Below are 25092 nucleotides of genomic sequence, written 5' to 3'. Positions count from 1 at the left end.
AGCTTGGCATCGCCGTTCTCAAGCGCCACAAGCGCCGAGCCACGGATGATCGGGATGTCGTCGCCGGGGAAGTCGTACTTCGACAGCAGCTCGCGAACCTCGAGCTCAACCAGCTCAAGCAGCTCCTCGTCGTCGACCATGTCGCACTTGTTGAGGAACACCACCAGAGCCGGAACGCCGACCTGACGCGCCAGAAGGATATGCTCGCGGGTCTGCGGCATCGGGCCGTCCGCCGCCGACACAACCAGGATCGCGCCGTCCATCTGCGCCGCGCCCGTGATCATGTTCTTCACATAGTCCGCGTGGCCGGGGCAGTCGACGTGGGCGTAGTGGCGGTTCGTCGTCTCGTACTCAACGTGAGCGGTCGAGATCGTGATGCCGCGCGCCTTCTCTTCCGGCGCCTTGTCGATCTGGTCGTACGCCGTGAACGTCGCGCCGCCCGTCTCCGCAAGAACCTTCGTGATCGCTGCCGTCAGAGACGTCTTGCCATGGTCAACATGGCCAATCGTCCCGATGTTGCAGTGAGGCTTCGAACGGTTGAACTTCTCTTTGGCCATAACTCGTTTCCTTCAGCGGCATACGGGCCGCGAAAAATCGGGCCGTGGGATAGGCGGTTTCCCGGCTTTCCGCAAGTGCCGCGTTGCGCCGCAGTTGCGGTAGGGACAATCGCATCGCCCTCGGGCTGGTTCGGCGCAGGACCGCGCCGTCGCCTCATATAGGGGCTTGGGAGAAAAGTGGAGCGGGTGAAGGGAATCGAACCCTCGTCATCAGCTTGGAAGGCTGTTGCTCTACCATTGAGCTACACCCGCGAGGTCGGCATAGATTAGCGGAAGGCGACGTGGTGGGGGAGGTAGGACTCGAACCTACGAAGGCATAGCCAGCGGATTTACAGTCCGCCCCCTTTGCCGCTCGGGACACTCCCCCTCGCACGTCGGCCGAACTGCGATGCGTCGAAATGCATCGGTTTGTCGACCCGACCGGGAACCGACGCGATGCGTTTCCCGTGCGGCCGGCTTTATGGTGAGGTGCCCCTGCCCTGTCAACCCCGCTGCGTTGCTCCGCTCCCAAAGCTGTGGATCACGCGGCGATTTCGCGCGAGACTGGGTGAATGAAAGTCGCGCATGGCGGACAGGACAAGTGGCTGCGACAAGGCAAATTGCCAAGCGGCGCGCGCCGTGACAGAACGCGCGCATGAACGATCGCCCCAGCCGCCCGTCCGGCCGTCCCAAGCCTTCCGCCTTCCGTCCTCGCCAGCCCCGCCCGCGTCCCGCAGGCCGGCCTTTTGGCGCGTGGCCGGACGATGTGGCGATTCTGTATGGCTGGCACAGCGTGGTCGAAGCGCTGCGCAATCCGCGGCGAAAGCTGCGCCGGCTGATGCTGACCGAGAACGCCGCGCGACGTCTGCAGGAAGAAGGCATCCCGCACCGGCTGGACCCGGAAATCGTCCGCCCCGGTGAGATCGACCGGCTGCTGGACCCCGACGCGGTGCACCAGGGTATGCTCGCCGAGTGCGATCCCCTGCCTTCGCTCAGCCTTGCCAAGGCGGCGGAATGCGATCTTCTGCTAGTGCTCGACCAGATCACCGATCCGCATAATGTCGGCGCCATCGTGCGCTCGGCGGCGGCGCTGAAAGTTGGCGCCATCGTCACCACGGCGCGCCATAGCCCGGCCGCGACCGGCGTGCTCGCCAAGAGCGCAAGCGGTGGGCTGGAGCATGTGCCCTTCTGTTTTGTAGGCAATCTGGCGCGCGCGCTCGACGAACTGAAGCAGAACGGCGTGCAGGTCGTCGGGCTCGACAGCGAGGGGCCGGCCGATTTGGTCGACACTCCCCTCTCCTCTCCCGTCGCGCTGGTGCTCGGCGCGGAAGGAAAGGGGCTGCGGCAGCTGACGCGCCAAACCTGCGAAACGCTAGCGCGCATCGATCTTCCCGGCGCGATCGTCAGCTTGAACGTGTCGAACGCCGCCGTGCTCGCGCTCTATATCGCCCGCCGGGCGATCGGCGCCCCCGCCTGAACCAAGGCATGGTGTCGCCCCGGCTTTACTTGAGAAACGCCGGTTCTTCTGCTGCATTGCAACATAAGCGGCAGTTTACGACCAATTGCCAATCGTCAAAACGCCCCGCTTTCGCCACTCTCCCCTGAGGCAAGCGACGGAATCGGAAGAGTTCCGCGCGCCAGGACACCGGGGAAAGGCATCATGCCCATCGTGGCGGGCCGCCTCCGGGAGGAGACAGCCCGAGCCTACGGCGTTCCCCGCAGGGACTCCCAAACTCGGCCATCACAAACGCGGCTCTCACGAGCTGGCTTCAACGCGCGTGCGATCGCTGTCGCACGTCACTGCATTGGCGCGACTTACTTTGGGGAAGGGAAACACATGAGCGTAACCACTGCGGGGCCCGCCGGGAAGGCGGCTCCCATGACCCGCGAGGAAAAGAAGGTCATCTTCGCTTCTTCGCTCGGCACTGTCTTTGAATGGTACGATTTCTATCTCTATGGCTCGCTCTCGGCGATCATCGCGGCGCAATTCTTCTCGGGCGTCAATCCGACCGCTGCCTTCATCTTCGCCCTCATGGCCTTCGCCGCCGGCTTCGCCGTGCGCCCGTTTGGCGCCATCGTGTTCGGCCGGCTCGGCGATCTCGTCGGCCGCAAATACACCTTCCTCATCACCATTCTGCTGATGGGCGCCTCGACCTTCGTAGTCGGCATCCTGCCCAATTACGCCAGCTGGGGCATTGCCGCGCCGGTGATCCTCATCATTCTTCGCCTGTTCCAGGGCCTCGCGCTGGGCGGTGAATATGGTGGCGCCGCCACCTATGTCGCCGAGCATGCGCCGAATGGTCGGCGTGGCTTCTACACGTCGTGGATTCAGACCACGGCGACGCTGGGCCTGTTCCTCTCCCTGCTCGTCATTCTCGGCACCCGCACCTATCTCGGCGAGGCGGCGTTCGCGGAGTGGGGCTGGCGCATTCCGTTCCTGGTGTCGATCCTTCTGCTGGCGGTGTCGGTCTGGATTCGTCTCACCCTGAACGAATCGCCCGTCTTCAAGAAGATGAAGGAAGAGGGCAAGACCTCAAAGGCGCCGCTCACCGAGGCTTTCGGCCGTTGGGAGAACGCCAAGGTCGGCCTGATCGCGCTGTTCGGCGGCACCGCCGGCCAGGCCGTTGTCTGGTACACGGGCCAGTTCTACGCCCTGTTCTTCCTCACCCAGACGCTGAAGGTCGATGGCTGGACCGCCAACGTCCTGATCGCCATCTCGCTGCTGATCGGCACGCCGTTCTTCATCGTGTTCGGGTGGCTGTCCGACAAGATCGGCCGCAAGCCGATCATTCTCGGCGGCTGCCTTATCGCGGCGCTGACCTACTTCCCGATCTTCGCGGCCATCACCCACTACGCCAACCCGGCACTTGAAAAGGCGCAGGCCACCTCGCCGGTCACCGTCGTCGCAAATCCGGCCGAGTGCTCGTTCCAGTTCAACCCGGTCGGCACGGCGAAGTTCGTGACCTCCTGCGACATCGCCAAGTCGTTCCTCGCCCGCAACTCGGTGAACTACTCCAACGAGGCGGCACCGGCCGGCACCGTGGCCAGCATCAAGGTGGGCGACAAGGTCATCCCGTCGTTCAGCGGCGTCGGTCTCGACGCGGCAGCGATGAAGACCCAGAGCGATGCCTTCACCGCGAGCATGACCGAAGCCATCCGCGCCGCTGGTTACCCCGCGAAGGCGGACCCGGCCGCGATCAACACGCCCATGGTCGTGGCGCTGCTGACCATCCTGGTGCTGTTCGTCACCATGGTGTACGGCCCGATCGCGGCCTGGCTGGTCGAGTTGTTCCCGACCCGCATCCGCTACACCGCCATGTCGCTGCCCTATCACATCGGCAATGGCTGGTTCGGCGGCTTCCTGCCCACCACCGCCTTCGCCATGGTGGCGGCGACGGGCGACATCTATTACGGCCTCTGGTACCCGATCATCGTTGCCCTGGCGACCTTCGTCATCGGCCTGGTGCTGGCGCCGGAAACCAATAAGCGCGACCTCGAAAACTGGCACTGAGCTGCGCCCGGCTCCCCCCTCCGGGAGCGCGGAGCCGCAAAGGAAAGGCCCCGTCCTGCGACGGGGCCTTTTTTATGCGCCTTGCGAGCGCGTAGACGTGGCCACCCCTCAGATGGCGGCCGCGACGACGATTTCCACCTTGTACTCCGGCGTCGCCAGCGCCGCTTCGACCGTGGCGCGCGCCGGCGTGTTACCGGCCGACACCCACATGTCCCAAACCGCGTTCATTTCCGCGAAGGTGGAAATGTCGGCGAGGTAGATGGTGGCCGTCAGCAGCTTGGTCTTGTCCGTGCCGGCCTTCGCAAGCAGCGCGTCGATCTGGCCGAGCACGGCCTCAGTCTGCGCGGTCACGCTGTCGCCCTTGGCCACCTGGCCGGCGAGATACACGACGGACCCGTGGACCACGGCCTCGCTCATGCGCGGGCCGACTTCGATTCTGGTGATGCTCATCTGCTGAAACTCTGGATGTGACGGAAAACGGGGCGGCCAAAACAAAGCCGGCCGGTGCGCGGGGCACCGGCCGGCTTCCTATCACAGGAAGATGCGAGCGTCCCGCTCAGGGAGCGCTGGTGGGGACCGGCTTGCCCATCGGCCCAACCGTGCCGATGGTGAAGATCTGCACGCGGCGATTGATCGGGTCCTGCGGCTTGGAGGGCACCTGCAGCGCCTCCTGGCCGAGGCCGACGGCTTCCAGGCGGTCCGGCGAGATGCCGAACACCACGACCAGCGCCTGCACGATGGCGTTTGCGCGCTCCTGGCTGAGCTTCAGGTTGAAGGCGCGCGTACCGGTCGTGTCGGTGTTGCCGACCACGATGAACTTGTAGTTCGCCAGAATCGGGTGGTGCATGGCATCGGCAATGGAACCGAGCGTCGCGTAGGATTGCGGGCGGATGATATCCGACCCCAGCGCGAACTGGATCTGCACGGTGATCTGCGCGAGCTTGTCGAGCCGCTTGGCGATTTCGGACTTGTCGAGCGTCAGCGGCTGGTTCTGGGTGACGGCGTCCTGCGCCATCTGGCGCAGCACCTGGGCGGTGAGCGACGGGTCGAACATGGTGGCCTGCGACAGGCCCTGCATGATCTGCGCGTCGGAGTCAGCGGTCTGAGCGGTCGCGGCGCCGGCCAGCGGCGCGGCGAGCGCAGCGGCGAGGGCGAGCCCGCCGACGAAACGGGTGATACGGGTCATGATCTGTCTCTTTCCCTAGCGTTTCGCCGTTCCGTCACTGCCACCAGCCGGCATCGACCAGAATGGACTTGCAGGCCGGCCGGATCACCTTGCTGGCGTCGATCAGGCAGTTGAGAATGTTGGCGTCGCCCGGCTGAACGCCGGCGCAGGCCTGGCGGATGTTCGCGTTGCACACATTCCAGGCGTCGCCCTGCGCCGCAATGCGCTTGGCGATAGAGGCCCGCGCGGCGGCATAATCGTCGAAGCACTGCTGCGGCACCTGGTCCTGATGCGCCATCAGGCAGTTGCGAACCTCACCCGTGCCGAGATTGGCCTTGGCACAGAACTTTTCGATCGAAGGACCGCAGTTCTTGGCGATCAGCGCCCCGGCCTCGGCATAGCTCATCGTCTGGGCCGACGCGCTGCCGGCCATGCCGGCCAGCAGCATCGCCGCCAGTCCGAACAAAAATCGCTTCATAGTCCAGCCTCCCAAATGGCGTGCCCGCGGTGGTCCTCACCCCGGGGGGATTCGGCACGCGCCGGTGCGAACGATTTCCCACGGATTCGTCTCGCAGAAGGCCGCGCTTGGCGCAATGGCGTATTTTGTCGGTTTGCGGCAGATCGTCGGTATTTGAGGGGTGGATGGGGCTTCGCATCCTTTTACCAGTGGCGATGAACCATCTATCGGCGGTGACGGAACGCTCAGCCGAACTGAGGGTGTCGCAGCACCGGGCCGCGCGCCTTGACAGCTTCGCCGGGGCGCCGCAGGCAAAGGTCAGTTCACGGGGGACCACGAATCTTGAAACTGCTGCTTTCAGCCGTGACGGCGGTGCTGATCACCAGCGCTCCCGCCCTCGCCCAGTATTATCCGCCGCCTGCGCCCTATCCGCCGCCCTACGCGCCGTCCTATCCGGCTCCCTATCCGCCGCCCTACCCTACGCCGGACCAGGCCGATGATGCCAAATGCCGGTCCTGGGGGCTCGTGCCGGGCACCCGCGCCTATTCCGACTGCCGGATCACCCTCGATCAGAATCGCCCGCCCCCGCCGCCGCCCTATCCCTATCCGCCGGGTCCGGGCCCCCGGCCGGGGCCCGTGGAGATTTCAGACCGCGACGCGGGCAATTACTGCGAGAAGGCGGCGCGAACGGCGCCGGCCTACCCCATCGTGAAGCTTGCCGCGAAGGTTGTGCTTCCCGGTCGGGAAAAGGTGGTGAAGCTCTCTTTCAGCGTCATCAAGTCCCCTGGCCAACTGGGTTTCTGGAATGTCGAATGCCGGTTCCGCGGCGGCAAGATGACGAGCTTCAGCGGACCGAGGTGAGCTAAAAGCTCCCCGGCCGACCATGCGTCCCGTCTTGACCGGGCGACGGCCATCGGCGAAGAGAAACGGAAGCTGCCGGCATGATGGCCGGCGCGACCAAGGCCATCGACCGTGTTTCCGTCGCTCGGGTGGAACATGTCGGTGCCGAAACGGGGCCGGCTTAGCACAGCGGTAGTGCAGCGGTTTTGTAAACCAGTTCGATTGCTGCACGCCTCCGCCTGATTTCCAGCAGAAAGCAAACATTCTCAAGGCGCTACCTTCCATGAAAGGGGCGCCGAATGCGCATTCTCCGCACAGCACATCGGTTCGCGACGGCACGGCACACGGCACAGCGCCTCGCCGGCCTGTTCCCGGATCGTTCCACGGGAGGGGCGCATGCTTGAGCGCGTGATCGCCGCCGCCCGCCGCCTCTGGCGCTGGCTCTTTCATCCCGAATGCCCGGCCGACTGCCCGAAGCGCGGGCCGGATGGCGAGATGTGCCGCGACTGCTACGATTGGTGGAGCACGAAATGAAGCTCCGGTCCTACGGCATTCGTCTCGTGATGCCTCCCGACACGGCGCCGAAGGACGGCTCTTGGTTTGTCGGCATCCCGCGATATCCGCTTGAGCCGGTGCGTATGGTGTGGGATCGCCAGATGCTGTGCTTTCTGACCGAGGGCTTTGCGATGGTGGACAATCTGGCGTGCTGGCTGAAAGGCCGCGTCGATCCGCCGTATCAATAGACCGTCACGTCGTCCCGCCCCAGGTCGGCACGTCAGGCGGCAGCGCCGTGAGCGCGATCTGCTTGCTGCCGCATTTGGCGCATCGCAGGCGCGGGACGAGATCGTCATGCAGCGCGCCATGACCCGGCCCGAGGCGCGCGGCGAGCGCCGGCAGGTCCAGTTCGCGCGCATGCCAGCACGCCAGGCACGTCGCCCGAATGCCGTAGCCGAGGGCGATGCACTCGCCCAGCGTGCCGTTTGATGAGGCCATGCGGGCAGCATAGGCCAGAACGACGAAAAAGCCCCGCGCGACCTTTCGGCCGGCGGGGCGAGTTGACAGGGAGGAACGCCCGAGGGCTAAGAACCGGGAGGCGTCCCGGCGGCGATCCGCGCGCTCGCGCGAATGTCAGGTGTCAGCAATCGCCTTGAGAAAGCCCGGCTCCCATTCTGAAGCCGGCATCGGCGCGGCATCGTGCTCGCCCTTCCCTGCCTCATAGGCGGCACGGATCAGCAGCGCGGCCAGCGCGAGGAGCCCCTTCACGTCGTCATGCACGACGTTATGCCCTCTCCCGACCATGACGAGGCCGGTCGCCGGGTCCCGGATGATCCACTCATCCGGCATAGGGCATGCCGTAGACAGGCAGGCAGGATTCCCGGAAGAAGTCGATTTCCACCGCGATGCCGCGGCTCGCTTGCCAGCCCGGCGAGCACAGCACGATCAGCCCCTCGGCGCCTTCCATCATCGGCTTGTCGATCTCCATCCAGAGATCATGGTCGAGAGGATTGATGCCCAACAGCCGGCCGACGGGATGCCAATGAGCGATCGGCGAGAACGCCACCACCCCGAGAGACCGGAGGGCGCCCACGGCGCGGCATGCCATCTCATGAGCCGCATCCAGGCCCGCCGGGTGCTTGGAATAGGCCGTCGCCAAGTACCAATAGCCGGCCCCGCTGGTCATCTGCACGAGTGCCGGCGCGTCGAGCTTAAGCATCGGCCGTCTCCCGGAAGCCGGCCGGCACCCGCACCTTGGGCTTGTCCGGCACGCTAGGCGCCTCGAGCTGGATTGAGGCCCGTTCCCGCAGGAACCACTTCGAATGGAGCAGATAGACCCACTGCTGGGGCGGCTCGACCACCGCGCGGATGTCGTCGGCGAACTCGGCATAGCCGGGCACGCTGCCATTCGCCAGCACGCTCCCCGGCGCGCCCGAGGTGTGATAGTGGCCGTGCTGGATCAGGTCCGGCCGTCGGCCGATGGAAGCCTGCTGCTCGCTGATCTTCTTGGTGCCGCGCACGATGGGAAGCATCGGGCCGGCAAAGCCCATGCCGCCCCGGGTGCCGATCTTGTCCCCGTGCGTGGTGAACACCGTGCGCCCGAAGACGGGCGTGATCTGGTCCTTTGCCCGGCCATATTGGAACGTCACCCGGGGATCGTCCCGGAACTGCTCGGCCAGCATCGACACCGCGAGAATGTCGTAGCTCAGCCGGGAATAGAGCTTGGCCGTCGGCTTGTGCGTGGTTCGCCCATGGTTTCCCGGCACGCCGACGACATGGACCCTGGGATAGGATTCCAGCAGCATGCGCAGGCCCGCCGCATACACCCCCACCACGGCGGAAACCTGCTCATGGGCGGTCAGCGCGTTGGTCATGCGCAGCTCATCATGGATGTCGCCGGAGATCAGATCCCCGGCCATGGCGAGCAGAACACCCTCGCATTCGGTATCGGCCGCCCACCGCGTTCCCACGGTGCACACCGCCTCGAAATAGCGCTGCATCCGCACCCGGCAGATGTCCGGGTTATAGGCGTTGATCCCCAGGATTTCCTCGGCGTCGATCACCTCGCCCATGTGCACGTCGGAGGTCAGGGCGCCGATGACCGAGCGGCCCTTTTTGCCTTCTGAAGATCGTAGCAGCCAGTCGGGGATTTCTACCCGCATGCCGCGGATGCCGGCCAGCTCTTCGGCCAGGTGCTCGGCGGCGGCGAGGTCGTGGGCCGCATCCGTGGCACGCTTGCGCCAGAAGGCGGCGTCCCGGTTTTCCCGGCGCATGGCCTCCGGCGCCATCTCCTCGGCCGGCTCATCGGGGACGGTCACCTGCCCCGCCCGCCACCGCCGGCGAAGACGCTCGGTTCCTGTTCGGCCGATCTTGAGGATTTCGGCCACCTCCTTGGCTTGATGCCCAAGCGCGAACATCGCGATGGCCTTGGCGATAATCTCGGGCGAGAAGTGCACCCCAGCCGGTACGTGGCTTGCCATTAAACGCTACTCCGCAGGTTGCTTGAGGCTGCAGGCGTGCTCTCCATCATGGACGATGGACCGGCTGGCGCTTGGCGGCGTTCTCCACCACGCGATCGAGCCGCTCGTTGATCCGGTCGAGCGACGTGCGCACCCCACCCACGGCGCCGAGGATCTCGTCGCGGACCTGCTGCACGTCGTCCTTGCTGACATAGGTCCGCGCGGCTTCTAGCTTGAACTCGGCGAGCTGGGTTGCCGCCATGGATGCTGCCGCCTGCGCTGCTTGGGCCCGCAGGCTCGCGTCGTCCGCCACCGTCTTCACCGCCTTGTCGATTCGCCCCTCAATCCGCCACCACACGCCTGCGACGGCACCGACGAGCACCGTGAGGGCGAAGACCATTTCCCACGTGACATTTCCCGACATCAGCGCCACCCGCAGACGACCTTGCCGGCGGCGTTGTTCGCCTTCACCTGGCGGATCGTCTCGTCGGTGTCGGCGGCCGACCAGCGCACCGGCTGCAGCACGGTGCAGACGGCCTTACCCGTCGTTCCGCTTCCAGCCGTCGTCGTCGCGCAGCCGACCAGAAACAGCGTCGCGATCAGCGCGCTGGCGAGCGGCAGTGCCGCGCTCAATGATTTCATCTGCACGGGCCTGCTCCTTTTCTCGGGCGCGCTGGAGAGCACCGGAAGCGCCTTTGTTGCGTCCGGCGAGGTAGGCAATGCCGGCTGTCGCGAGGACGACGGCAGCGGTCTTGATCGGGGAAGGCAACAGCGCCCACACGGGGCGCCACAGCGAATAGGTGGACGCGAGGAGCACGCCGCCGGCCAGCGCCCACAACCACCACGGCGTCCAGTCCAAGACGATGCCGAGCGCCCAGGTCATGCGAGCGCCTCGGCCAGGCGCGCGGCTTTGCGCTTGGTGTACCAGCGCCATGCGAGGCCGCCGAACGTCACCAGCGCGCCGAGCACGATCAGGGCAACGACGATTTGCTGCACGCGCTCGCTGGCGCCCGCATATGGCTCAATTTGCTGGCGCACGGATTCGATGACAGTTCCGACGGTCGCGGTGCCGCTGCCGGCGCCAATCGCGGCATCCGCCCCGGCAGTCGATGGCGCGGGCGGCGCGCTTTCAATCACGGCCTTCGCGCTGGCGTCGTCGATCTTGTCCGGTGCCGGGCCCACCGATCCGGTCGCCCATGCCTGCCCGGTGGCCTTGACGGCAGCGACGCGGCGCCCCCAACCCTTGCCGAAGGTCTTCCACGTACCGAGAGCCTGCAGGAAAGTCAGCCGCTCGGCGCAGATCGCGGCGACAAGCAGGTCTTTATCAGGGTGCGCCTTCACGGCGGCAAGAGTCGCAACGCCGAACACGCCATCGATGCGGTTGAGACGGAGCGCGCGCTGCAGCCAGCGGATCGCACGGCCCGGCCCGGAATTGACCGCAGCATCATAGACCGCGAAATCGACGCCGGCCGGCAGTTCGTCGCCGCGCACCGCGTCCCAGTACTGCTTGCGATAGATGGCGTCTCGCTGCTCAGTCCACCCCGCCCACTTGCCCGTGTCCTTGGACAGTGTGCGCTTGGGCTGGCCATTCGCGGCGCACCAGGCGTCATAGACGCGCTGAGTGATGCCCTCATAGGTGCGCCCACCCGGATCATCCGGGTGATTGCTGAATTTGCCCTCATAGGCGAGCACGTGCGGCTGCGCGCGCGCGAAACCGGCGGCGGTCATGGCAGTCTCCAGATTGTCGGGAAGTATCAGACGGCGGGCGCGATCAGCGCCGCGACGCCGGGGAATCAGCTCGCGGCGTCGTATGTGATTTCGAAGAGAACGGTGCGGCTGTCAGCAATCACCGTAGCGTTGTCGTACCGCGCTATTCGCAAGTACGATTGCCCTCCAAGTATGGTGACAACACAGCCAACGCCAGTAATAAGAACTTCTCGCGCATTTCCAGACGTTGCGGCATTAGAGCCGCAGGTGAACGGGATAGTGCAGAGAAGTTCCCCCACGCCTGTGCCGGCAGTTGTGACAGTAACAGTCCCAGTCAGTCGGACCCGAGTGCCAACTTTCTCGTATTTCAGAGACGAAGACGCAGTCGTTAGCGTTCCAGACGCAGCAGTCGGCGTCGGCGTGCTGGTACCTGTGGTTGGCGTGAGACCGAGAGTTGCCCTCGCCGCTGCCGCGTCGGCATCGTCGATGAGCGTGGCTCCGAAGGACGACACCCCAGATGCTGCGAAAGCCCCCAAGGTAGCGCGCGCCGTTGCCGCGTCGGCGTCGTCGATCAACATAGCGCCGAATGAGGACACACCGCTCGCGGCGAAAGCCCCCAGCGTCGTCCGCGCGGCATCAGCATCCGCATCGTCCATCAAGGTGGCGATGAAGGACGACGGCGCGACATACAGGTTCCACGCTGTGCCGCTGAAAATATAGACGCCGTTGGTCGCTTCGCTTACCGCCGTTGTCCCACCAGTCGGCGCGGTGAACTGCCATGCCGACCCCGTCCATTGCGCCAGATTGTTGGCCTGGCCGGACCAGGCGCCCGTGGGGCTCGTACCGACGACGTACATGTCGTTAGTGACGGGCGATCCGGGCGGCGTGTTGCTGCCGACGCTGACCACGCCATAGCTTGGCCGCGCCGCCTCAATGACCGCCGCCTTCGCCACCAGCTCACGCACCTGCGTGGCAAGATAGCCAGCCGTGAAGCGCGCCGGGGCGTCGTAGCGGATCACATAGGGGGCGCCAGATTGCGTGGTGCCCGTCCATGCGACTGCCAGCGTAAGCGAGGTGTAGGGGCTCACCGGGGCAGCGGCTATCGTCACCCGCTGGCCGGCAAGCTCCAGCGTATCCCCGGCCTGCACCGTGCTCCAGACCACCCCGGAGCCGGTCACAGTCGTGCCGCCGTTCGACACAGAGACGGCGCCGGTCGCGTAATAATCAGCCATGTTCGCGATGCCTTTAGAAGTCAGAAACGTTCATGGAGCCAATCCAGCCGAGTGGATTCCATGTGATGGCCGTGTTTTTGTACCATCTGTACTGTGTGCGGTTGATCACGGCGCCGCGCCAATACGAGTTGTATGTTCCGCCGCTACCGACCACGTTTTGCATGTCGGTGTAGCCGCAGCCGCACCACCATAGACCTGCTGTGTCATTCACGAGGAAGAAGGCAAAGGGCGGCCCGGCGCCGGCAGGGGCAGCAGTTGGGAGGCTATAAACGCCAGTCGGGAATGAAACGGCGAAAGCGTTGAACCTCGTGAAACGCGGGGTTTGCCGATTTGACCGAAACAAAAAATCCGCCTCGGCGGCGGATTCCCAGTTCACGTTGTGCTTGGTGATGTCAAGCGCGCCGTTGAAAAAGCGGATGCGCTTGATGCGACCAGTATCAGTTGCCGGCGTGTAAGCGGGATCGACACCAAGAATGGCGTAGCGGACGGTGTTGTCGGACAGAAGATTGCCAATGATAATTTCATTGGCGCTCACCCAAAAGATCGACGGCAAGGAGTCGATATATTCAGTGTCCATACGATAGGCGATCACTGGCGGATAGTCTGGATAACTTCGGCTCAGCGTGACACGTACGCCATATCGTAAAGTGCCGCTTTCGCTGAACGGACCACCAGTCACCGCATCTGCGACGTAGCGCGCACCGCCGCCTGTCCACTGCGTAGGCGTCGCCATGCCCGTCTCACGGATCTGCACCATGTTGCGACTTGTCGTCAGCATCATGTCGTCAAGCGAGCAAGTCAGGTGATCGAACCCCGGACGGGAGATGAAGGCCCCCATCCCATAGAGCGGATGAATGCCAATGCGCCCGCCGTTCGGCCCCGTGCTTTCCGTCGCCGTGGCGTCCGTATTGAAGACGAGATAGGCGTAGTCACGTGTGCTATAGGATGGCGATACCTTGATTTCCCCGGCCGCCAGGTTGACAGCGCAGGTTCGATACGCCTTCTGATAGCTTACCGTGTCGGCCGGGAGCGAAAGCAGGCGCCCGGCAGGCGCCCAGTTTACCGTCCCGCTGCCCGCCGTTGCCCACGCAAGAGCCGGGGTCTTGACCGTCGCCCCGGTGACGGGGATACGCCTGACCGTACGGGTGCCCGGCACGGGATTGGCGGGGTAGCTGAAGCTTTGCGTCGAAAGACTGCCCCCAGCCACCACGCCGCCCTTGAGCAGCCGGAAGGCATTGGTCCAAGCGCTGTCGAAGGTCAGATAACGCTCATCCAGTGCCGGGTCTTTGAGATCATATCCAGCAAGGCCCGTGCGCAAGCGCACGACGCCGTCGATGACGGCGATCGTCGTGTTTGTGCTCATGCCGAGTAGAAGTCGAGGAACGGGGCCGAAGGAGTGGCGCCACTGAGGACGATGAGAGGGTCCTCTCCCTCTGGCCCAAGCTCGATGCTCCCGCCCCTGAGCGTGCCCATGCTCACGGCGACGGCGCTTAGTTCGGCGACATCCATCTTCTCGGCCGTCACGGTGCCGTCCTTGATGATCGTGCCGGAGATCGCGACGCTGGTGCCGTCAATGACGAATGGGGTGACGGTCGTTCCACTTACCGTGTTCTTGACGACGACCTTCTCGGCGTCGAGTTCGATGACCGAATAGGCCCCGCCGCCTACCAGCGAATAGGCCGCGATGGTCATGGCCGCCTGCGTGGTGGACAGGCCGTCATCTACCTTCGCCACGATGTCATAGGCTGCCAGCGCGCCGGCTGGCGTTACCGCCGTCGTCCATGACACGTTGAGGTTTGCGCCGATGTTGTCGACCTGCGCTTGCAGGTCAGTGATCGACTGGACGATGGCGGAGCCCGGCCCAACCGCGACCGTGATCGCCTCCGTGTAGGAGGCCGTCACCCGATCGCTTGTCGCCCTAAGCTGGAAGCGCCATTCCTGGCGGTCGAGGAAAGACTGCGCGTCAAGCTCGGCCTGGATCTGGGCTTGCAGCTCCTGCTTTTCGGTCAGGGTCGCAAGTGCCGCGTCGTTCTGCTCGACGACCTTTTCGCGCAGCCCGGCCTTGAAGCTGTCGATGGTGGCTTGGAGATTGTCCGCGCGCACCTCGTTCGCCGTCGGCGCGCCAATCTCATAGGCCGCCCACGGCCCTTGCTTTCCAGACGCATTGACCGCGGCGACCTGCAGCGTGAGGGCCAGAGGATCGACCACGGCGGAGAGCATGTTCTCGCGCGTCTCGCCGAGCGCCGTCCAGTTCTCGCCATCGTCATAAGAGACACGAGCCACATAGGTCACGGCGCCGGCCGACGGCGCCCACTGCGCTTCCACGCGGCGCGGCACCTCATTGGCGAGAATGCGGGCCGTGAGGCCGAACACCTGCGGGAAGGTCGGCAGCACAAGACTGGTGCCCGTCGGCAGCGGCGGAGGAGGTGTGCCGTCCTCAACATGGACACGCTCATCGTCCAGATAGACGCTGATCTGCACCCGCGAGCCCGAAGGCGTGCCGCGCGAGACGACACCCCGGCGTATCCAGCTGGTGCCGAGCCCGAAGGCGAGGCTGGGCAGCGGCGAGCCGGGTTCGAGGTCCAGCACATCATCCAGCGTCAGGCCCTGCGCGGCCTCGACAATACCAAGGTCCGTACCATCCAGCACCACGACGGAGGCATTGGCGCCCATGCTGCATTTGATCGGCCCGAAGGACTTGGCGCGCGGCGTGCGCAGCACGACGTAGTTTTGCCCCGCCTGCCAGGTGAGGGCGCGGTCGAGATAGAGCGACGTTCCGATCTGCTGGGCGATCTTGGCGCCCTGCCCCCATTCCAGGGGCATGTCGGATTGCAGCAGGATCGGCGTGCCGATCGAGAGCATCCGGCCTTCGTATTCGGTCTCAAAGGTGGCGTGCCGGCGGCGATAGAGGTTTTCGCGCAGCAGGAATTCAGCTTCGCGCTGCGCCTGCGCCCGGTTCACCACGCCCTGCACCTGCAAACGGGTGGCGTCGGCAATCATTTCCTCCGTGGCGTCTCGCGGGGCGATGGCCTCCTCGATCTGCCAGGTGTCTTCGTTGATGTACTCGTGCACGACGCACTGCTGCGCGTCGCTGGGCTTCATGATGTATTCAACCTCAAGGCTGCCCCGGACGATCTCGCCATCCGTCAGCATCACCTCGGGCACGGAAGCCCATTCATCCCGGAACAGCGAGAGCGTGCCGCCGAGCCATTTGTGCTTAGCCCGGCAGGCGCCGAGCGCGATGTCGAGGGCATCCGGCACCGGCTGGGTCGACGTGAAATCGTAGTCGAATGTGTCGCCACGGCTCGCGCACAAAGTGTCCAGGTCATAGAACGCCTGGAAGTCCATCCGCGTGTCGGAAAACCGGCCGCCATATTCCGTGTTGGTGGCGATGTCATAGGCCGCCCAGGCCGGCGAGCGCGTCGGCTGGTCTTCCCATGCCGTGCCGGTCCACACCGGCAGGATGCGCGTCTCCACCACCGCCAGATTACTGGCGGAATCGCCGGAGAATTGATCGGTCGCCTTGGCGCGAATGGCGATGGTGGAGACCGGAAAGGCCTTCGGCCCGGTGATGAAGGCGCGCAGCCCCGCCCAGGTCATCGTGTCGGAGACGTTGGGGTCAGGGTTCTTGAAGATCAGCCGGCGCAGCCGCACCTCGTAGCGACCGGGAGCGACATCGCCGGCAACGCTGAAGCGAATGTCGGATTTCGACTTGAAGAATTTTGAGAACTCGCTGCCCAGCAGCGACCACGTGCCGTCGCCGGTCGGATTGCCGGAGTTGTCAACGGGGCGGTATTCGGCGCGCGCCCCGATGGGATAGAAGGCGAAGTCCCCGTCGTCATTGACCTCGCCTACACCTGGGCAAACGATATCGCACACCAGCCGCGTCGCCGTGGTGCCAGAGGCATTGGCGATGAAACCGCCGGTCCAGGCGGGATATTGCAGCTCCTGCCCGTCAACTTCTTCTGAGGTTTCGACATTCACCGGGAAGGCGGTGATTTCCTCGTCAGGGTCATAGAAATTGATGGTGACCCCGGTGAAATTGGGGTTGAGCCCGTCCTCGGCGGACCAGAGAACCGTGTCGCCGATCAGGATCTGTTCGCGCTCGAACTTGCCCACCCCTTCGGAAAGCAGCAGGTGCACATACTGGTTGTTGCCCTCGAAGGACGACCAGGGAACAGCCGCATAGTCGCAGGTGCGCTTCGTGCGGCCATAGGCGCACGGGATGGGCTGGAGCGGCTTGGCGGAATTGCTCTGCCGCGCCCAGGAATAGATGGGCGTTTCCGCCTCTTGGTCACCGCCGGCCTTCACTGCGGTGAGGGTGGAGAGCAGGAACCCACCACCCAGCAGGATGGCGCCGGAGATAACCGCCTTGCCAATGGCGAGGCCGGTGCCCGCCAGAGCAAGGCCCCCAGGGCCGACGATGGCCGCGCCAGCCCATGGCGCCAGCGCCGTCAGGGCGATCATCCCCAGCAGGCCCGCGATGCTGCCGCCGTTCATCGAGCCGCCGCGAGGGAGCGACTGGAACAGCACGGACATGCCGGCCTTGATCCGGGTCTTGCGCCACTGGGCGCGCAGCACCGGCTCGCCATCCACGACGCAGATCGTCGGCGTGCGGGTCGTGCTCCAGCCGGTGCGGCGCAGAAAGCTGGCGACCGTCTCGCGGGAGCGCGGCATGGCGCGCGCAAGCTCGATCCCCGGCGCCGCGATGTGCAGCACCGGAAGCATGGTCGCAGTGGTCATGCGGTCAGTCCTAGTGGAAAGGCTCGGCAGGCGGCGCGGCGGTCACAGGTTCGAAGAACCTGACCTGATTCCAGCCGGCGGCGCGGAGCGTCGGCACCGCCTCGATCTGGACGCCGAAGGTCTCGTCGCAGTGGATCACCCGGCGCTCGGGAGCGAGCCACACGCCGATATGCGCGGCGCGACGCGCGCGAGCCATGGCGACCAGCGCCCCGTCAGGGGCGGAGATGAGGCCGGGCACAGAGGGGGGCGGGCATTCACGCCAGTGGCCACGCTCGGGGTGCTGGTCGATGGTCTCCATCATCCAGCGCCATGTCAGATCGTCAGGCAGAGCCACGGATGGCAGCGTGCGCCCGAAGAGTTGCGCCTGCACCTCGACGGCAAGATGCCAACAGGAGCGCTCCCGCGTCCATTTCTGACCCAGCAGAGAGGTGAGATAGGCGGCGCGGTCCATGGTCAGGCGGTCATGCGGCGCAGGCCGTAGGCGCGCTCCATCTCACGGGCGACCGGGCCGCGTGCCTTGATCTCGCCTGCGATGACGGCGCCCCAGTTGACGGATAGCGCGGTCAGTTCGGTCGCCATAGGCTGGGCAGGTGCCGCAGGCAGCACCGCCGCCACGGCAGCGGCGGGCGCACCAAAGCTCAAGGCACGGATCATCATTCGACGCGTGAGCATCGGCAGTCTCCAGATTGTTGAGGGACGGGCTACCGAACAAGCCCAGGGAAAGCCGCCCGCGTGTAGACCTTGGACGGGAACTTCTTGTCGTAGAGGATGGAGCCCTGCGCCGTGCCGGTGATCGTGGTGGCAGTGACTTTCACGCGCTTGATCACGAAGGGCACCGGCCCATAGGCCGGCTCGGTCGTGTCCTCGCTCACATACTGGCGGAAGATCGCCAACAGATGAGCGTCGTACTCCATCGCCGCCTCAAGCGCGGCGGTGAAGCCACGGTCGACGTTGTCGATGGTGATTTCGCAACTGGGCGGCTGGCCTTCCTGATAGGTCGGGAAAGCTGCTGAAAAGGCGCCGGGCGAGAACACCACCGTCTCGCCGGGATTGAACGTCGCCCCAAGCTCGATGCCGAACGACTGCTGGCGCACGTCGTTCACAATGCGGGCCGGTACCTCATTGTCCTCAGCATCCCGGATCGCAGGGTGCTGTAGTTCCAGCGTGTCATAGAGCATCACGCTGGGCGGGCAGGCGGCGTTTGCCTCCTCCCATGCGGCATTCCAGATGTCGGGCATGCGTCAGGCGCTCATGAAAAAGGCCGCCCGGAGGGGCGGCCCTGAAGGCGGCGGCGGGCCACTCAAGGGAGTATCGGAGGCGGGGCGAAAATGGTTTCCGTCTCCAGGGTGCACCACGGCAGAGTCAGCAGATAGGTGATCATTCCCGGAGCATAGATCGCGTATTGGGGATCATCGACGATCCGCTTTGTCGCGACGTACTTCCCGACAAGCGTGACGACATCGCCGGGCTCAAAATCCACAGCGCTGTCATTAAGGTTTATACCTACGCCGGGGCTCGCGTTGTCGATAGCGCGCGGGTCGACGGCGACATCGCTGCCGTTGAAACTCATGGCGATTACACGTTGTTCAGCCGTCAAAACGAAAAAATTGTATATCATTTTTACCTCCTTGCTTAGGCACCAATTGCGGAAAGATATGTAGCTACGATCGCATCAAACGCTGACGCTTCAGAGCTTGTGAGACCCCCGCCGATACTTGCGTGAGCGATCTGGTCGTAAGAAAAACTGGCTGCGCCGTTGAAGTTTACGGCCAGAATGTAGATTTCCGAATTTAAAAGCGCGGCAGAAGCGTTTGACGACGTTCCGATAGAAGATCCGTTGCGGTACCCATCAATTTGAGACGCCCCGGTGCGCGAGACGAGAAACCGCCCGGCGCTGTCAGACGACGCAAAGGCTGGAGGTGACGTGCCCCCGCTAGTCACGCGCGCGCGGGTCAGGTTGCCGGTGTAGCGCGTGGCGAGTTCGGCCGAAAAGTTGAGGCCTGTGATTGCAATGGCCCCCATCTCAACCGTCGCCGCTGCCGCGCGCGAGGTACGATCAGTTAGCGAGATATGGGCGCTATCACGCGCGAATTTCGGCGAAACAGCCGTAGTCGGATTGAAGCCAGTTCGCAGATAAGCCGCCGATCCATCGCCGGTATAGCCGCGATCAACCGTAAAGGTCGGCGAGCCCACGACCGTTAGATTGTACTGGTCCGAAATCCAGTTCAGCCGCGCGGCCTGGGCGTCGTGCGCTGCTGTGAAATACAGGGCGTCATCTTTTGCCCAAGCACCTGCCGCTTTGAGAGCCTTTATCGTGTCGCTTATCAATGCCTTTCTGGGAGCGCTGGGTTGCACTGCCATCCGCGCAAACAGCGCTAGGGCCTCAGGCTCGTAGACCCCCCCACCCAGCAACAGCATTCGAGCCGCGTGGTGCATCAGGAAACCTGCAACGCCTTGAGGCGAAAAGTCAGTTCTTCGCCCGAGATCGGCGTGTAAGCTGACGTCGCCCGAACAAGGAAATAGAGGTTCGCGCTGCCCACCGTCTCGAAACCGATGGCCAGGTTCGTCACCTGAGCAGACGAGTTGTTCGTGTTCGCCGATAGGGTGAACGGGATCTTGGCCACGAGCGTCTTGGCCTCGGCGTCCGATATGGCGAACGCCGCGTTGTCGTTCACCGCCGTCACGGAGGAATCGAAGATGTAGACTTCGCCCGAAAGGCCGCCGGCCGGATTGCTGGACGTGACCACAAGGTCCGCCATGATGCCGGACTTACCCGAGGCCCGCGCGATCCCGGAGAACACGAACCCCCCAGCCGACGGCGCCGACGTGCTGTTGGCGATCGCGTCGCCTGCCGTATAGGCGGTGGTGTCGGCCGGGCGCGTGATAGACGTGGTCGCCGTCTTGATCCCGGCGTTCTGGATATCCTGGTTGGCAGAGGTTGCTAGCGTCGCCAGCGTCGACTCGATGCCATCGACATGACCAATGATGGTGTCCTGCTTCGCCGAAGTCGCGGCGCCCGTCGGCAAGGCCGATGCGGTCACCTCGTGCTTGGGCGTATGGACGCCAGCGGATTCCGTGGTGGCGAGCACCTGCGAGGCGCCAGCGCCATCCTTGATCGTCAGATTGTTGGCCATGAATGCCTCAGAAGCAGAGGGGGATGTACTGGGAGTTCGCGGGATAGGCGAAGTCGAGCCGCCCGAACGGCACCATTTCGGCCGGGAAGACCGTCAGCGAGAACGTTACCTGCGTCTCGACACCCACGGCGGAATAGGAGACGCCGCCAAAGCCGCCGACGATCTGCACGACCCGCGTCTCATAGGTCGCGCCCTTGGTGGGCACGAGCATCAGGAAGCGCGCGGCACCGCCGGAGATGTTGACGAGGAAACCGTCCCAGGTCGCCATCTCCGCATCGGTAAAGACCCGGCCCCATTGCATGGTGCCGACATCATCGCCCGGCCGGCGGCGCTGCCTTGTGTCCCCGCCTTCCATCTCCGTGGCCAGGGCGTCCCGGCCCGGCTTATAGCCCCACTGGTCGCGCCAGGGCTGGTACGGCAGGGCGAGCGGCCATTCGGGATAGGTCATCAGGCGGTCGCCCTGCGCATGTTCGGGTACTGCGTCTCAAAGGCCCGCGCGACGCGCCCGCGCCCCTGCACCTGGTTCAGCATGGCGTCTTCGACCATACGGTCGATCGTCAGCTTCAGGTTCACCTCGCCGTTGGCACCGGTCGATTTCTCGACACCCACCTTGGCGCCGGCATTGTTGACGACCTGCACGTTGACCTGAGAGCCGCCGCCGGCCGCCGCCATGGACGCCATCGCCCGCAGTGCGCCGAACACATCCTGCGTCGGGCTCACCTGAGAGCCCTTGGGCAGGTTCACTAGTTCCGGCCCGTGCTCGCCGACGATGGACAGGCCGCCTCGCCAATTGTCATTGCCGGCGGCGTTGCCCGGCACCGTGGCGCCCATGAGGCCGGTCACCAGCGAGCCGAGAATGCCGCCTGGCGCCCCGTTGGTGCCCGTCGTGCCAAACAGGCCGGCCAACGGCCCGGTGCCGAGCAGCGCCGCCTGCAGCGCCATCTCCAGCAGCTTGTTCGTGAGATCGGTGACGACATCGCCGAATTCCTTGCCGCCCTGGATCAGCCCGGAGAAGGCGTCATAACCCAGCTGGGCGAAGCCGTTGGCGGCGTCGTTGAACGCATCCTGCTGCTTCTGCAGATCCTCATACTTCTGCGCGGCAACAGCAGCGCGGTCAGCGTAGGCCTCAATCTCGGCATAGAGCTCGGCGGTTGCTTCCTTGCCGGCGCGCTGCGCATTGGTCAGCAGTTCCTGCCGGACCCGCAGCCGTTCTGTCTCGGCAGCGGACAGGCCGAAAGCCTGGGTCTGGAGCTCGATGTCGCGGACATAGTCGTCCACCTGCTGCTTGCTGCGCTCATAGGCGCGATCCAGTTGCTTTTGCCGGTTCTCGGCGTCGCGCGCTGCGGAATTGGCCGCCTTCTGTGCCTCCGCTTGATCATAGAGCCGGCCGGCCAGTTCCCTGGCCTTCGCGATGTCGTCATCCGTCGCGGTGTCGGAGAGCTTTCCCACCTCGCCGGCGATGAACTGCTTCCGCGGATCGGTGCCCAGGTTGAGCCGTTCCTGCATGCCGGCAAGGATCTTCTGATCCTTGTCGAAATTCTTCATGGCATCGCGGAACTTGTCCATCATCGCCGCCGTGGCGCCGAGCGTGGACTGCACCTTGTTCAGTGCGCCTTCAGCGGCCAGAAGACCGTCGGCGGACTTCTGCGCCTCTGCGCCCAATGCCCGATAGTCCTGCCCCAGCGCCTTCACCGCCGGGTCGCTGGAAGCCTCCATGACCGCCCACACGGCGGCGCGGAAGCCCTCGACATCAACAACGCCGTCCTTTGCCTCCTGGCGGACCTTGGCCAACACCTCGGCGAACGCCTCGTAACCGGAGCTCTGGACGATGTTGCCGGCCGTGTCGATCGAGACGGACTTATCGGAAAGGCCCTGCACAAGCCTCTTTTCCGCTTCGTCGTAAGCCTTCCGCAGCGACTCCAAGTTCTCTTTCGCGTCGGCGATATCGTTGAGGTGCCGCGCCTCGCTGAACTCGATAGCCTTGTCGCGAGCGTCGCCATACCGGTCGGCGATGCGCTGCACGAGCTCCTCGTGCTTCTTCAGCCGCTCCTCTACGTCATCCGCCGATCCGCTCATGGCGTCGAATGCCGCAGCCACCGCGTAGGCGCCAACCGTAAGGCCACCGAGCAAAAGCGTCGTCGGCGTGACCAGCGACGCCATGGCCGCGCCGATGCCGACCAGAGCACCTTTGACGCCACGATCTCCCATGACGGCGGCAATCTGCGGCCCCTGCTGAATCATTGCGGTGCCGAAAGACTGGCCGCCGAGCACCTGCACGCCGAGGTCGGTCACCTGTGCCGCGAGGTTGCTTACCTCGTGGCTGGCGAACTTGGTGGCATCCCCCACCGCCTTCGCGCCGGCCGACGTGTCGACGTAGTGGGCCGCGATCAGGCCCTGCAGTTCCGCATAGCGCTCATCGGTGACGAGCCCCTGCCCCCGGCTCTTGTTCAGTAGGTCCATGTCGCGCGTCATGTTCTGCTGCGCGCGATACGCCATGTCATAACGGGTCTGAAGCCGCTCAAGAGCCTTTTCCTGGCTCAGCAGGGATCGGGACTGCATGTCGGTGACGGTCGCCGTCGTCTGGCTTTCGCGGGCGAGGTTCTCCTGCGCGGCCGACAGTTGGTTCACCTCATTGGTGACCTGCTGCACGCCCTCAGACTTGGCCTGCACGGTCACCCGGCGGATTTCTTCGACAGAGGCCATAGGCTTAATTATCCTTTTGCTAGATGCAACCGGAGGGCGTGATATGCGCGCAATATTATCTCTTCTGACAGCAATATTCTTTGCGACGGTTAGCCAAAGGGGTACAGCTGAAACATTTTTTGAAGAGTTACAATACAAAGGCACTCCAGAATTCACATTTGGCTGCGATTTTGAAAAGAATGACGCTTTTGGCGAAGCCAGGAGAAACTATTGTTGGATGACTGTAAATAATACAGGGAAAGGCCGCTTAATAGGATCATCGCAAATACTTAATATTAAGAAAATTGTCGAAATAGATGCAAAAGGATTAAGATTAGTAAAGCCGACGCATTGGGACGAGTGTGGCATCGGGGCGCCAAAACGTATGGCTGTAGATGGAGTTCGTATAGATAAAATGGATATTAAGAATCAGATAAAAACAATGAAAAGTGGAAATATATTTGTCCGAGAGGAGCAAGCACTTTGGCCTTATTGCGGGATTTCTCCTTATGCCACATCTCTGCAAGGTTTTGGCGAAGCTTTGGACAGCATGATATCCGCATGGGAGACGCGTCCAAAATGATAAAAAGGGCGGCTTGCAAGCCGCCCTTTTCGTTCCCATCCCTTGCTCGCCTGGCCGCGCCTCGCCGCACCAGAGCGCGCCTTGACACACCTCGGCTTGCCTGCCCCGCGCAGCCTAGCCTCGCCATAACAAGCCAATCCCAGCCTGCCTAAACGGGCCTTGCCTTGACACACCTGACCGCAACTTGCCATTCCGCGCCTGCCTTAACAGGCCGAACCGGAACAAGCCTCGCCAAGCCACTCCTAGACTTGCCTGCCACGCCACAACTTGCCTTGCCTGACCTGTCCCCGCCTAACCTTTCCTGCCCTGCCCGCCTGACGGCGCCCGAGGTTCAGAGGGGAACTCTCGGCATAACCCCTCAACTTACTGCTTCTTGAGCAGCTTTCGCTCCACTTCTTCGGCGACCGTGAACAGCTCCGAAAATTCCTTCAGGTCCCGGTAGCGTGCCTTCCATTGCTGGAATTCTCGCCACGCGCGCTGGAGCACGAGATCGCGGGTCTTCTTCTGGCTCATCGCGTGTCCAGTCTCGCGATAATGCGGGGCGCCGGGCTCGTTGATGTGGACATAGGCCTTGGCCCGCACCGCCGGCTTGTCGTCCTGCACATAGACCGCGACGACAGCGCGGATAAGACCCCGCGCCTGACTAAGGCGGTACTGCCGGGCCGCCTCAGTGTCACTCCATTCGAAGAAGGAATGAAGAGGGCTGTTCGGGTTTGCTGCGTCGTTCAACACGTCTTCCGGCGTCAGTTCGCCGTGCTGTTGCTGGCGAAGCAGTTCCAGATGTTCACCCACTGCCTGCGCGTCCGCGCTGGCGCCGGCCTGGAACCGCGCGCCCTCGCTGAATTCGAATCCTGCGATCCGCATCACGCCGCCTCCAGCTTCGCCATGTCGGCCTCGGTCGCGACATGAAACATGCCGCTCTCGCCATCTCGCTCCGGCCTCCATTCTCCGACGCCGCACGCGAACCCAGCGACGTTCACGATGTTGAGAATCTGCGCCGGCGACAGCACGTTGGCATTGAAGCGAATGAGCAGGTCAGCCCGCCAAGGCCAGAACTCGGCCCGGTAGCGAAGATCTGCGGTGCCCATGCCCACCTTGACCATGTCTTCGCGCATCCGGGGCGTGCCGCCCTCAATCCGCACGAGGTTGAGCCGGGCCGACGTGCCGTCAAAGGCGCCCTTCACGTCCACCCCATCGCCGACGACATGGAACGCCTGACGGGCCGCGACCTTCGTCAACCCTGAGACGCTCGTGACAGCAGTAACAGCCGCGGCCTTGAACGCCACTGACGGAAAACCGTAGCCCCCATCCTCGAAGCGATACATGGACTGCTCGAAATCGGCTTTTGGGTCCTTCGCTTCCTTGGCGCCTTTCGCCGCCTTCATCTGCTTCTGCAGCATCTCGCGCTTTGCCTTCACCGACCATGCATGCGTGATCAACGGGGTATCGCCGATGATCGTCACTTCCATCATCTGGATATCAAGCTTCGGCAGCTCGATCGCTGTCGTTTCCTTTTTGGCAGCAGCCATTTTCAGTCTCCATGGGCAT

The 25092-nt window shown here is 64.1% G+C and carries 30 protein-coding genes and 2 tRNA genes; 6 read left to right on the top strand and 26 right to left on the bottom strand.

The features are described from left to right. From J2S75_RS22040 to J2S75_RS22030, 3 genes are all read right to left on the bottom strand, one after another. Window positions 1-557: GTP-binding protein (locus tag J2S75_RS22040; RefSeq protein WP_307023357.1), on the bottom strand; the 557-nt coding region annotated here is incomplete at its 3' end. 178 nt (window positions 558-735) lie between these two features. Beyond that, a tRNA-Gly gene (locus J2S75_RS22035) sits at window positions 736-809 on the bottom strand. Between the two features lie 30 nt (window positions 810-839). Further along, window positions 840-924: transfer RNA gene (locus J2S75_RS22030), tRNA-Tyr, on the bottom strand. Between the two features lie 267 nt (window positions 925-1191). Between J2S75_RS22030 and J2S75_RS22025 the strand changes: the two genes are divergently transcribed. Together J2S75_RS22025 and J2S75_RS22020 are read left to right on the top strand one after the other, a co-directional pair. Further along, a complete protein-coding gene (locus J2S75_RS22025; protein WP_307023355.1) occupies window positions 1192-2013 on the top strand; it encodes a TrmH family RNA methyltransferase in 822 nt (273 codons plus the stop codon). Window positions 2014-2415: 402 nt separating this feature from the next. After that, window positions 2416-4047 carry an MFS transporter gene (locus tag J2S75_RS22020; protein ID WP_307023353.1) on the top strand — a complete coding sequence of 544 codons (1632 nt, stop codon included), beginning with the start codon at window positions 2416-2418 and terminating at the stop codon, window positions 4045-4047. Window positions 4048-4155: 108 nt separating this feature from the next. Here J2S75_RS22020 and J2S75_RS22015 read toward each other — a convergent pair whose 3' ends face one another. From J2S75_RS22015 to J2S75_RS22005, 3 genes are all read right to left on the bottom strand, one after another. Next, complete coding sequence (locus J2S75_RS22015) at window positions 4156-4497, bottom strand: RidA family protein (RefSeq protein WP_307023351.1); 342 nt, start codon at window positions 4495-4497, stop codon at window positions 4156-4158. Window positions 4498-4603: 106 nt separating this feature from the next. Next, on the bottom strand, window positions 4604-5233 hold the full coding sequence (locus tag J2S75_RS22010) for an OmpA family protein (RefSeq protein ID WP_307023349.1): 630 nt from the start codon (window positions 5231-5233) through the stop codon (window positions 4604-4606). A gap of 34 nt (window positions 5234-5267) precedes the next feature. Continuing rightward, a complete protein-coding gene (locus J2S75_RS22005) occupies window positions 5268-5690 on the bottom strand; it encodes a hypothetical protein (protein WP_307023347.1) in 423 nt (140 codons plus the stop codon). Between the two features lie 321 nt (window positions 5691-6011). Here J2S75_RS22005 and J2S75_RS22000 point away from each other — a divergent pair, with 321 nt between their 5' ends. The 3 genes from J2S75_RS22000 (at window position 6012) to J2S75_RS21990 (ending at window position 7252) form a co-directional block, all read left to right on the top strand. Continuing rightward, window positions 6012-6530: a hypothetical protein gene (locus J2S75_RS22000; RefSeq protein ID WP_307023345.1), complete on the top strand. Its 519-nt coding sequence runs from the start codon at window positions 6012-6014 to the stop codon at window positions 6528-6530. Window positions 6531-6905: 375 nt separating this feature from the next. Continuing rightward, complete coding sequence (locus tag J2S75_RS21995) at window positions 6906-7043, top strand: hypothetical protein (RefSeq protein WP_307023344.1); 138 nt, start codon at window positions 6906-6908, stop codon at window positions 7041-7043. After that, entirely contained in the window at window positions 7040-7252 is a 213-nt protein-coding gene (locus J2S75_RS21990) for a hypothetical protein (RefSeq protein WP_307023342.1), read from the top strand. Before J2S75_RS21995 ends, J2S75_RS21990 begins: the two co-directional genes overlap by 4 nt. A 4-nt stretch (window positions 7253-7256) precedes the next feature. On the opposite strand, the gene J2S75_RS21985 is transcribed toward J2S75_RS21990, so the two are convergent. The 18 genes from J2S75_RS21985 to J2S75_RS21900 form a co-directional block, all read right to left on the bottom strand. Further along, on the bottom strand, window positions 7257-7502 hold the full coding sequence (locus J2S75_RS21985; protein WP_307023339.1) for a hypothetical protein: 246 nt from the start codon (window positions 7500-7502) through the stop codon (window positions 7257-7259). Between the two features lie 135 nt (window positions 7503-7637). After that, a complete protein-coding gene (locus tag J2S75_RS21980) occupies window positions 7638-7853 on the bottom strand; it encodes a hypothetical protein (RefSeq protein WP_307023337.1) in 216 nt (71 codons plus the stop codon). Next, complete coding sequence (locus tag J2S75_RS21975; protein ID WP_307023335.1) at window positions 7843-8223, bottom strand: DUF1937 family protein; 381 nt, start codon at window positions 8221-8223, stop codon at window positions 7843-7845. Before J2S75_RS21975 ends, J2S75_RS21980 begins: the two co-directional genes overlap by 11 nt. After that, window positions 8216-9484 carry a hypothetical protein gene (locus J2S75_RS21970; RefSeq protein ID WP_307023333.1) on the bottom strand — a complete coding sequence of 423 codons (1269 nt, stop codon included), beginning with the start codon at window positions 9482-9484 and terminating at the stop codon, window positions 8216-8218. The genes J2S75_RS21975 and J2S75_RS21970 overlap by 8 nt, the downstream gene beginning before the upstream one ends. A 46-nt stretch (window positions 9485-9530) precedes the next feature. Next, window positions 9531-9887: a hypothetical protein gene (locus tag J2S75_RS21965; RefSeq protein ID WP_307023331.1), complete on the bottom strand. Its 357-nt coding sequence runs from the start codon at window positions 9885-9887 to the stop codon at window positions 9531-9533. Window positions 9888-10001: 114 nt separating this feature from the next. Next, window positions 10002-10346 (bottom strand): hypothetical protein, encoded by a 345-nt coding sequence (locus tag J2S75_RS21960; RefSeq protein WP_307023329.1) that lies wholly within the window; start codon window positions 10344-10346, stop codon window positions 10002-10004. Then, complete coding sequence (locus J2S75_RS21955) at window positions 10343-11191, bottom strand: glycoside hydrolase family 108 protein (protein WP_307023327.1); 849 nt, start codon at window positions 11189-11191, stop codon at window positions 10343-10345. Before J2S75_RS21955 ends, J2S75_RS21960 begins: the two co-directional genes overlap by 4 nt. 65 nt (window positions 11192-11256) lie before the next feature. After that, window positions 11257-12402 (bottom strand): DUF2793 domain-containing protein, encoded by a 1146-nt coding sequence (locus J2S75_RS21950; RefSeq protein WP_307023325.1) that lies wholly within the window; start codon window positions 12400-12402, stop codon window positions 11257-11259. Window positions 12403-12415: 13 nt separating this feature from the next. Beyond that, window positions 12416-13765, bottom strand: a complete 1350-nt coding sequence (locus J2S75_RS21945; protein WP_307023323.1) for a hypothetical protein — start codon at window positions 13763-13765, stop codon at window positions 12416-12418. Continuing rightward, window positions 13762-17145: a host specificity factor TipJ family phage tail protein gene (locus J2S75_RS21940; protein ID WP_307023321.1), complete on the bottom strand. Its 3384-nt coding sequence runs from the start codon at window positions 17143-17145 to the stop codon at window positions 13762-13764. Before J2S75_RS21940 ends, J2S75_RS21945 begins: the two co-directional genes overlap by 4 nt. Before the next feature lie 10 nt (window positions 17146-17155). Next, window positions 17156-17596, bottom strand: a complete 441-nt coding sequence (locus J2S75_RS21935; RefSeq protein WP_307023319.1) for a hypothetical protein — start codon at window positions 17594-17596, stop codon at window positions 17156-17158. Between the two features lie 2 nt (window positions 17597-17598). Continuing rightward, window positions 17599-17817, bottom strand: a complete 219-nt coding sequence (locus tag J2S75_RS21930) for a hypothetical protein (RefSeq protein ID WP_307023317.1) — start codon at window positions 17815-17817, stop codon at window positions 17599-17601. Between the two features lie 29 nt (window positions 17818-17846). Continuing rightward, complete coding sequence (locus J2S75_RS21925) at window positions 17847-18383, bottom strand: DUF1833 family protein (protein ID WP_307023314.1); 537 nt, start codon at window positions 18381-18383, stop codon at window positions 17847-17849. A gap of 62 nt (window positions 18384-18445) precedes the next feature. Then, window positions 18446-18763, bottom strand: a complete 318-nt coding sequence (locus tag J2S75_RS21920) for a hypothetical protein (protein WP_307023312.1) — start codon at window positions 18761-18763, stop codon at window positions 18446-18448. Between the two features lie 14 nt (window positions 18764-18777). After that, window positions 18778-19563, bottom strand: a complete 786-nt coding sequence (locus J2S75_RS21915) for a hypothetical protein (RefSeq protein WP_307023310.1) — start codon at window positions 19561-19563, stop codon at window positions 18778-18780. A 17-nt stretch (window positions 19564-19580) separates the two neighbouring features. Beyond that, the gene (locus J2S75_RS21910) at window positions 19581-20279 is read right to left on the bottom strand and encodes a hypothetical protein (protein ID WP_307023308.1); all 699 of its coding nucleotides are present in this window, start codon (window positions 20277-20279) and stop codon (window positions 19581-19583) included. 7 nt (window positions 20280-20286) lie between these two features. Further along, complete coding sequence (locus J2S75_RS21905) at window positions 20287-20727, bottom strand: hypothetical protein (protein ID WP_307023306.1); 441 nt, start codon at window positions 20725-20727, stop codon at window positions 20287-20289. Continuing rightward, entirely contained in the window at window positions 20727-22982 is a 2256-nt protein-coding gene (locus J2S75_RS21900) for a phage tail length tape measure family protein (RefSeq protein ID WP_307023304.1), read from the bottom strand. The genes J2S75_RS21905 and J2S75_RS21900 overlap by 1 nt, the downstream gene beginning before the upstream one ends. A gap of 43 nt (window positions 22983-23025) precedes the next feature. Here J2S75_RS21900 and J2S75_RS21895 point away from each other — a divergent pair, with 43 nt between their 5' ends. Then, window positions 23026-23544 (top strand): hypothetical protein, encoded by a 519-nt coding sequence (locus J2S75_RS21895; protein ID WP_307023303.1) that lies wholly within the window; start codon window positions 23026-23028, stop codon window positions 23542-23544. A 363-nt stretch (window positions 23545-23907) separates the two neighbouring features. Here J2S75_RS21895 and J2S75_RS21890 read toward each other — a convergent pair whose 3' ends face one another. Both J2S75_RS21890 and J2S75_RS21885 read right to left on the bottom strand, forming a co-directional pair. Then, window positions 23908-24411: a hypothetical protein gene (locus tag J2S75_RS21890; RefSeq protein ID WP_307023301.1), complete on the bottom strand. Its 504-nt coding sequence runs from the start codon at window positions 24409-24411 to the stop codon at window positions 23908-23910. Further along, window positions 24408-25073, bottom strand: coding sequence for a hypothetical protein (locus tag J2S75_RS21885; RefSeq protein ID WP_307023299.1), 666 nt, complete (start codon window positions 25071-25073; stop codon window positions 24408-24410). The genes J2S75_RS21890 and J2S75_RS21885 overlap by 4 nt, the downstream gene beginning before the upstream one ends. Window positions 25074-25092: the final 19 nt, after the last annotated feature.

It is taken from the genome of Ancylobacter polymorphus (assembly GCF_030813495.1).
Taxonomy (GTDB): Bacteria; Pseudomonadota; Alphaproteobacteria; order Rhizobiales; family Xanthobacteraceae; genus Ancylobacter; species Ancylobacter polymorphus.
The sequence above is the reverse complement of the archived record's forward strand: the minus strand, read 5'-3'. Positions and strand labels throughout refer to the sequence as shown.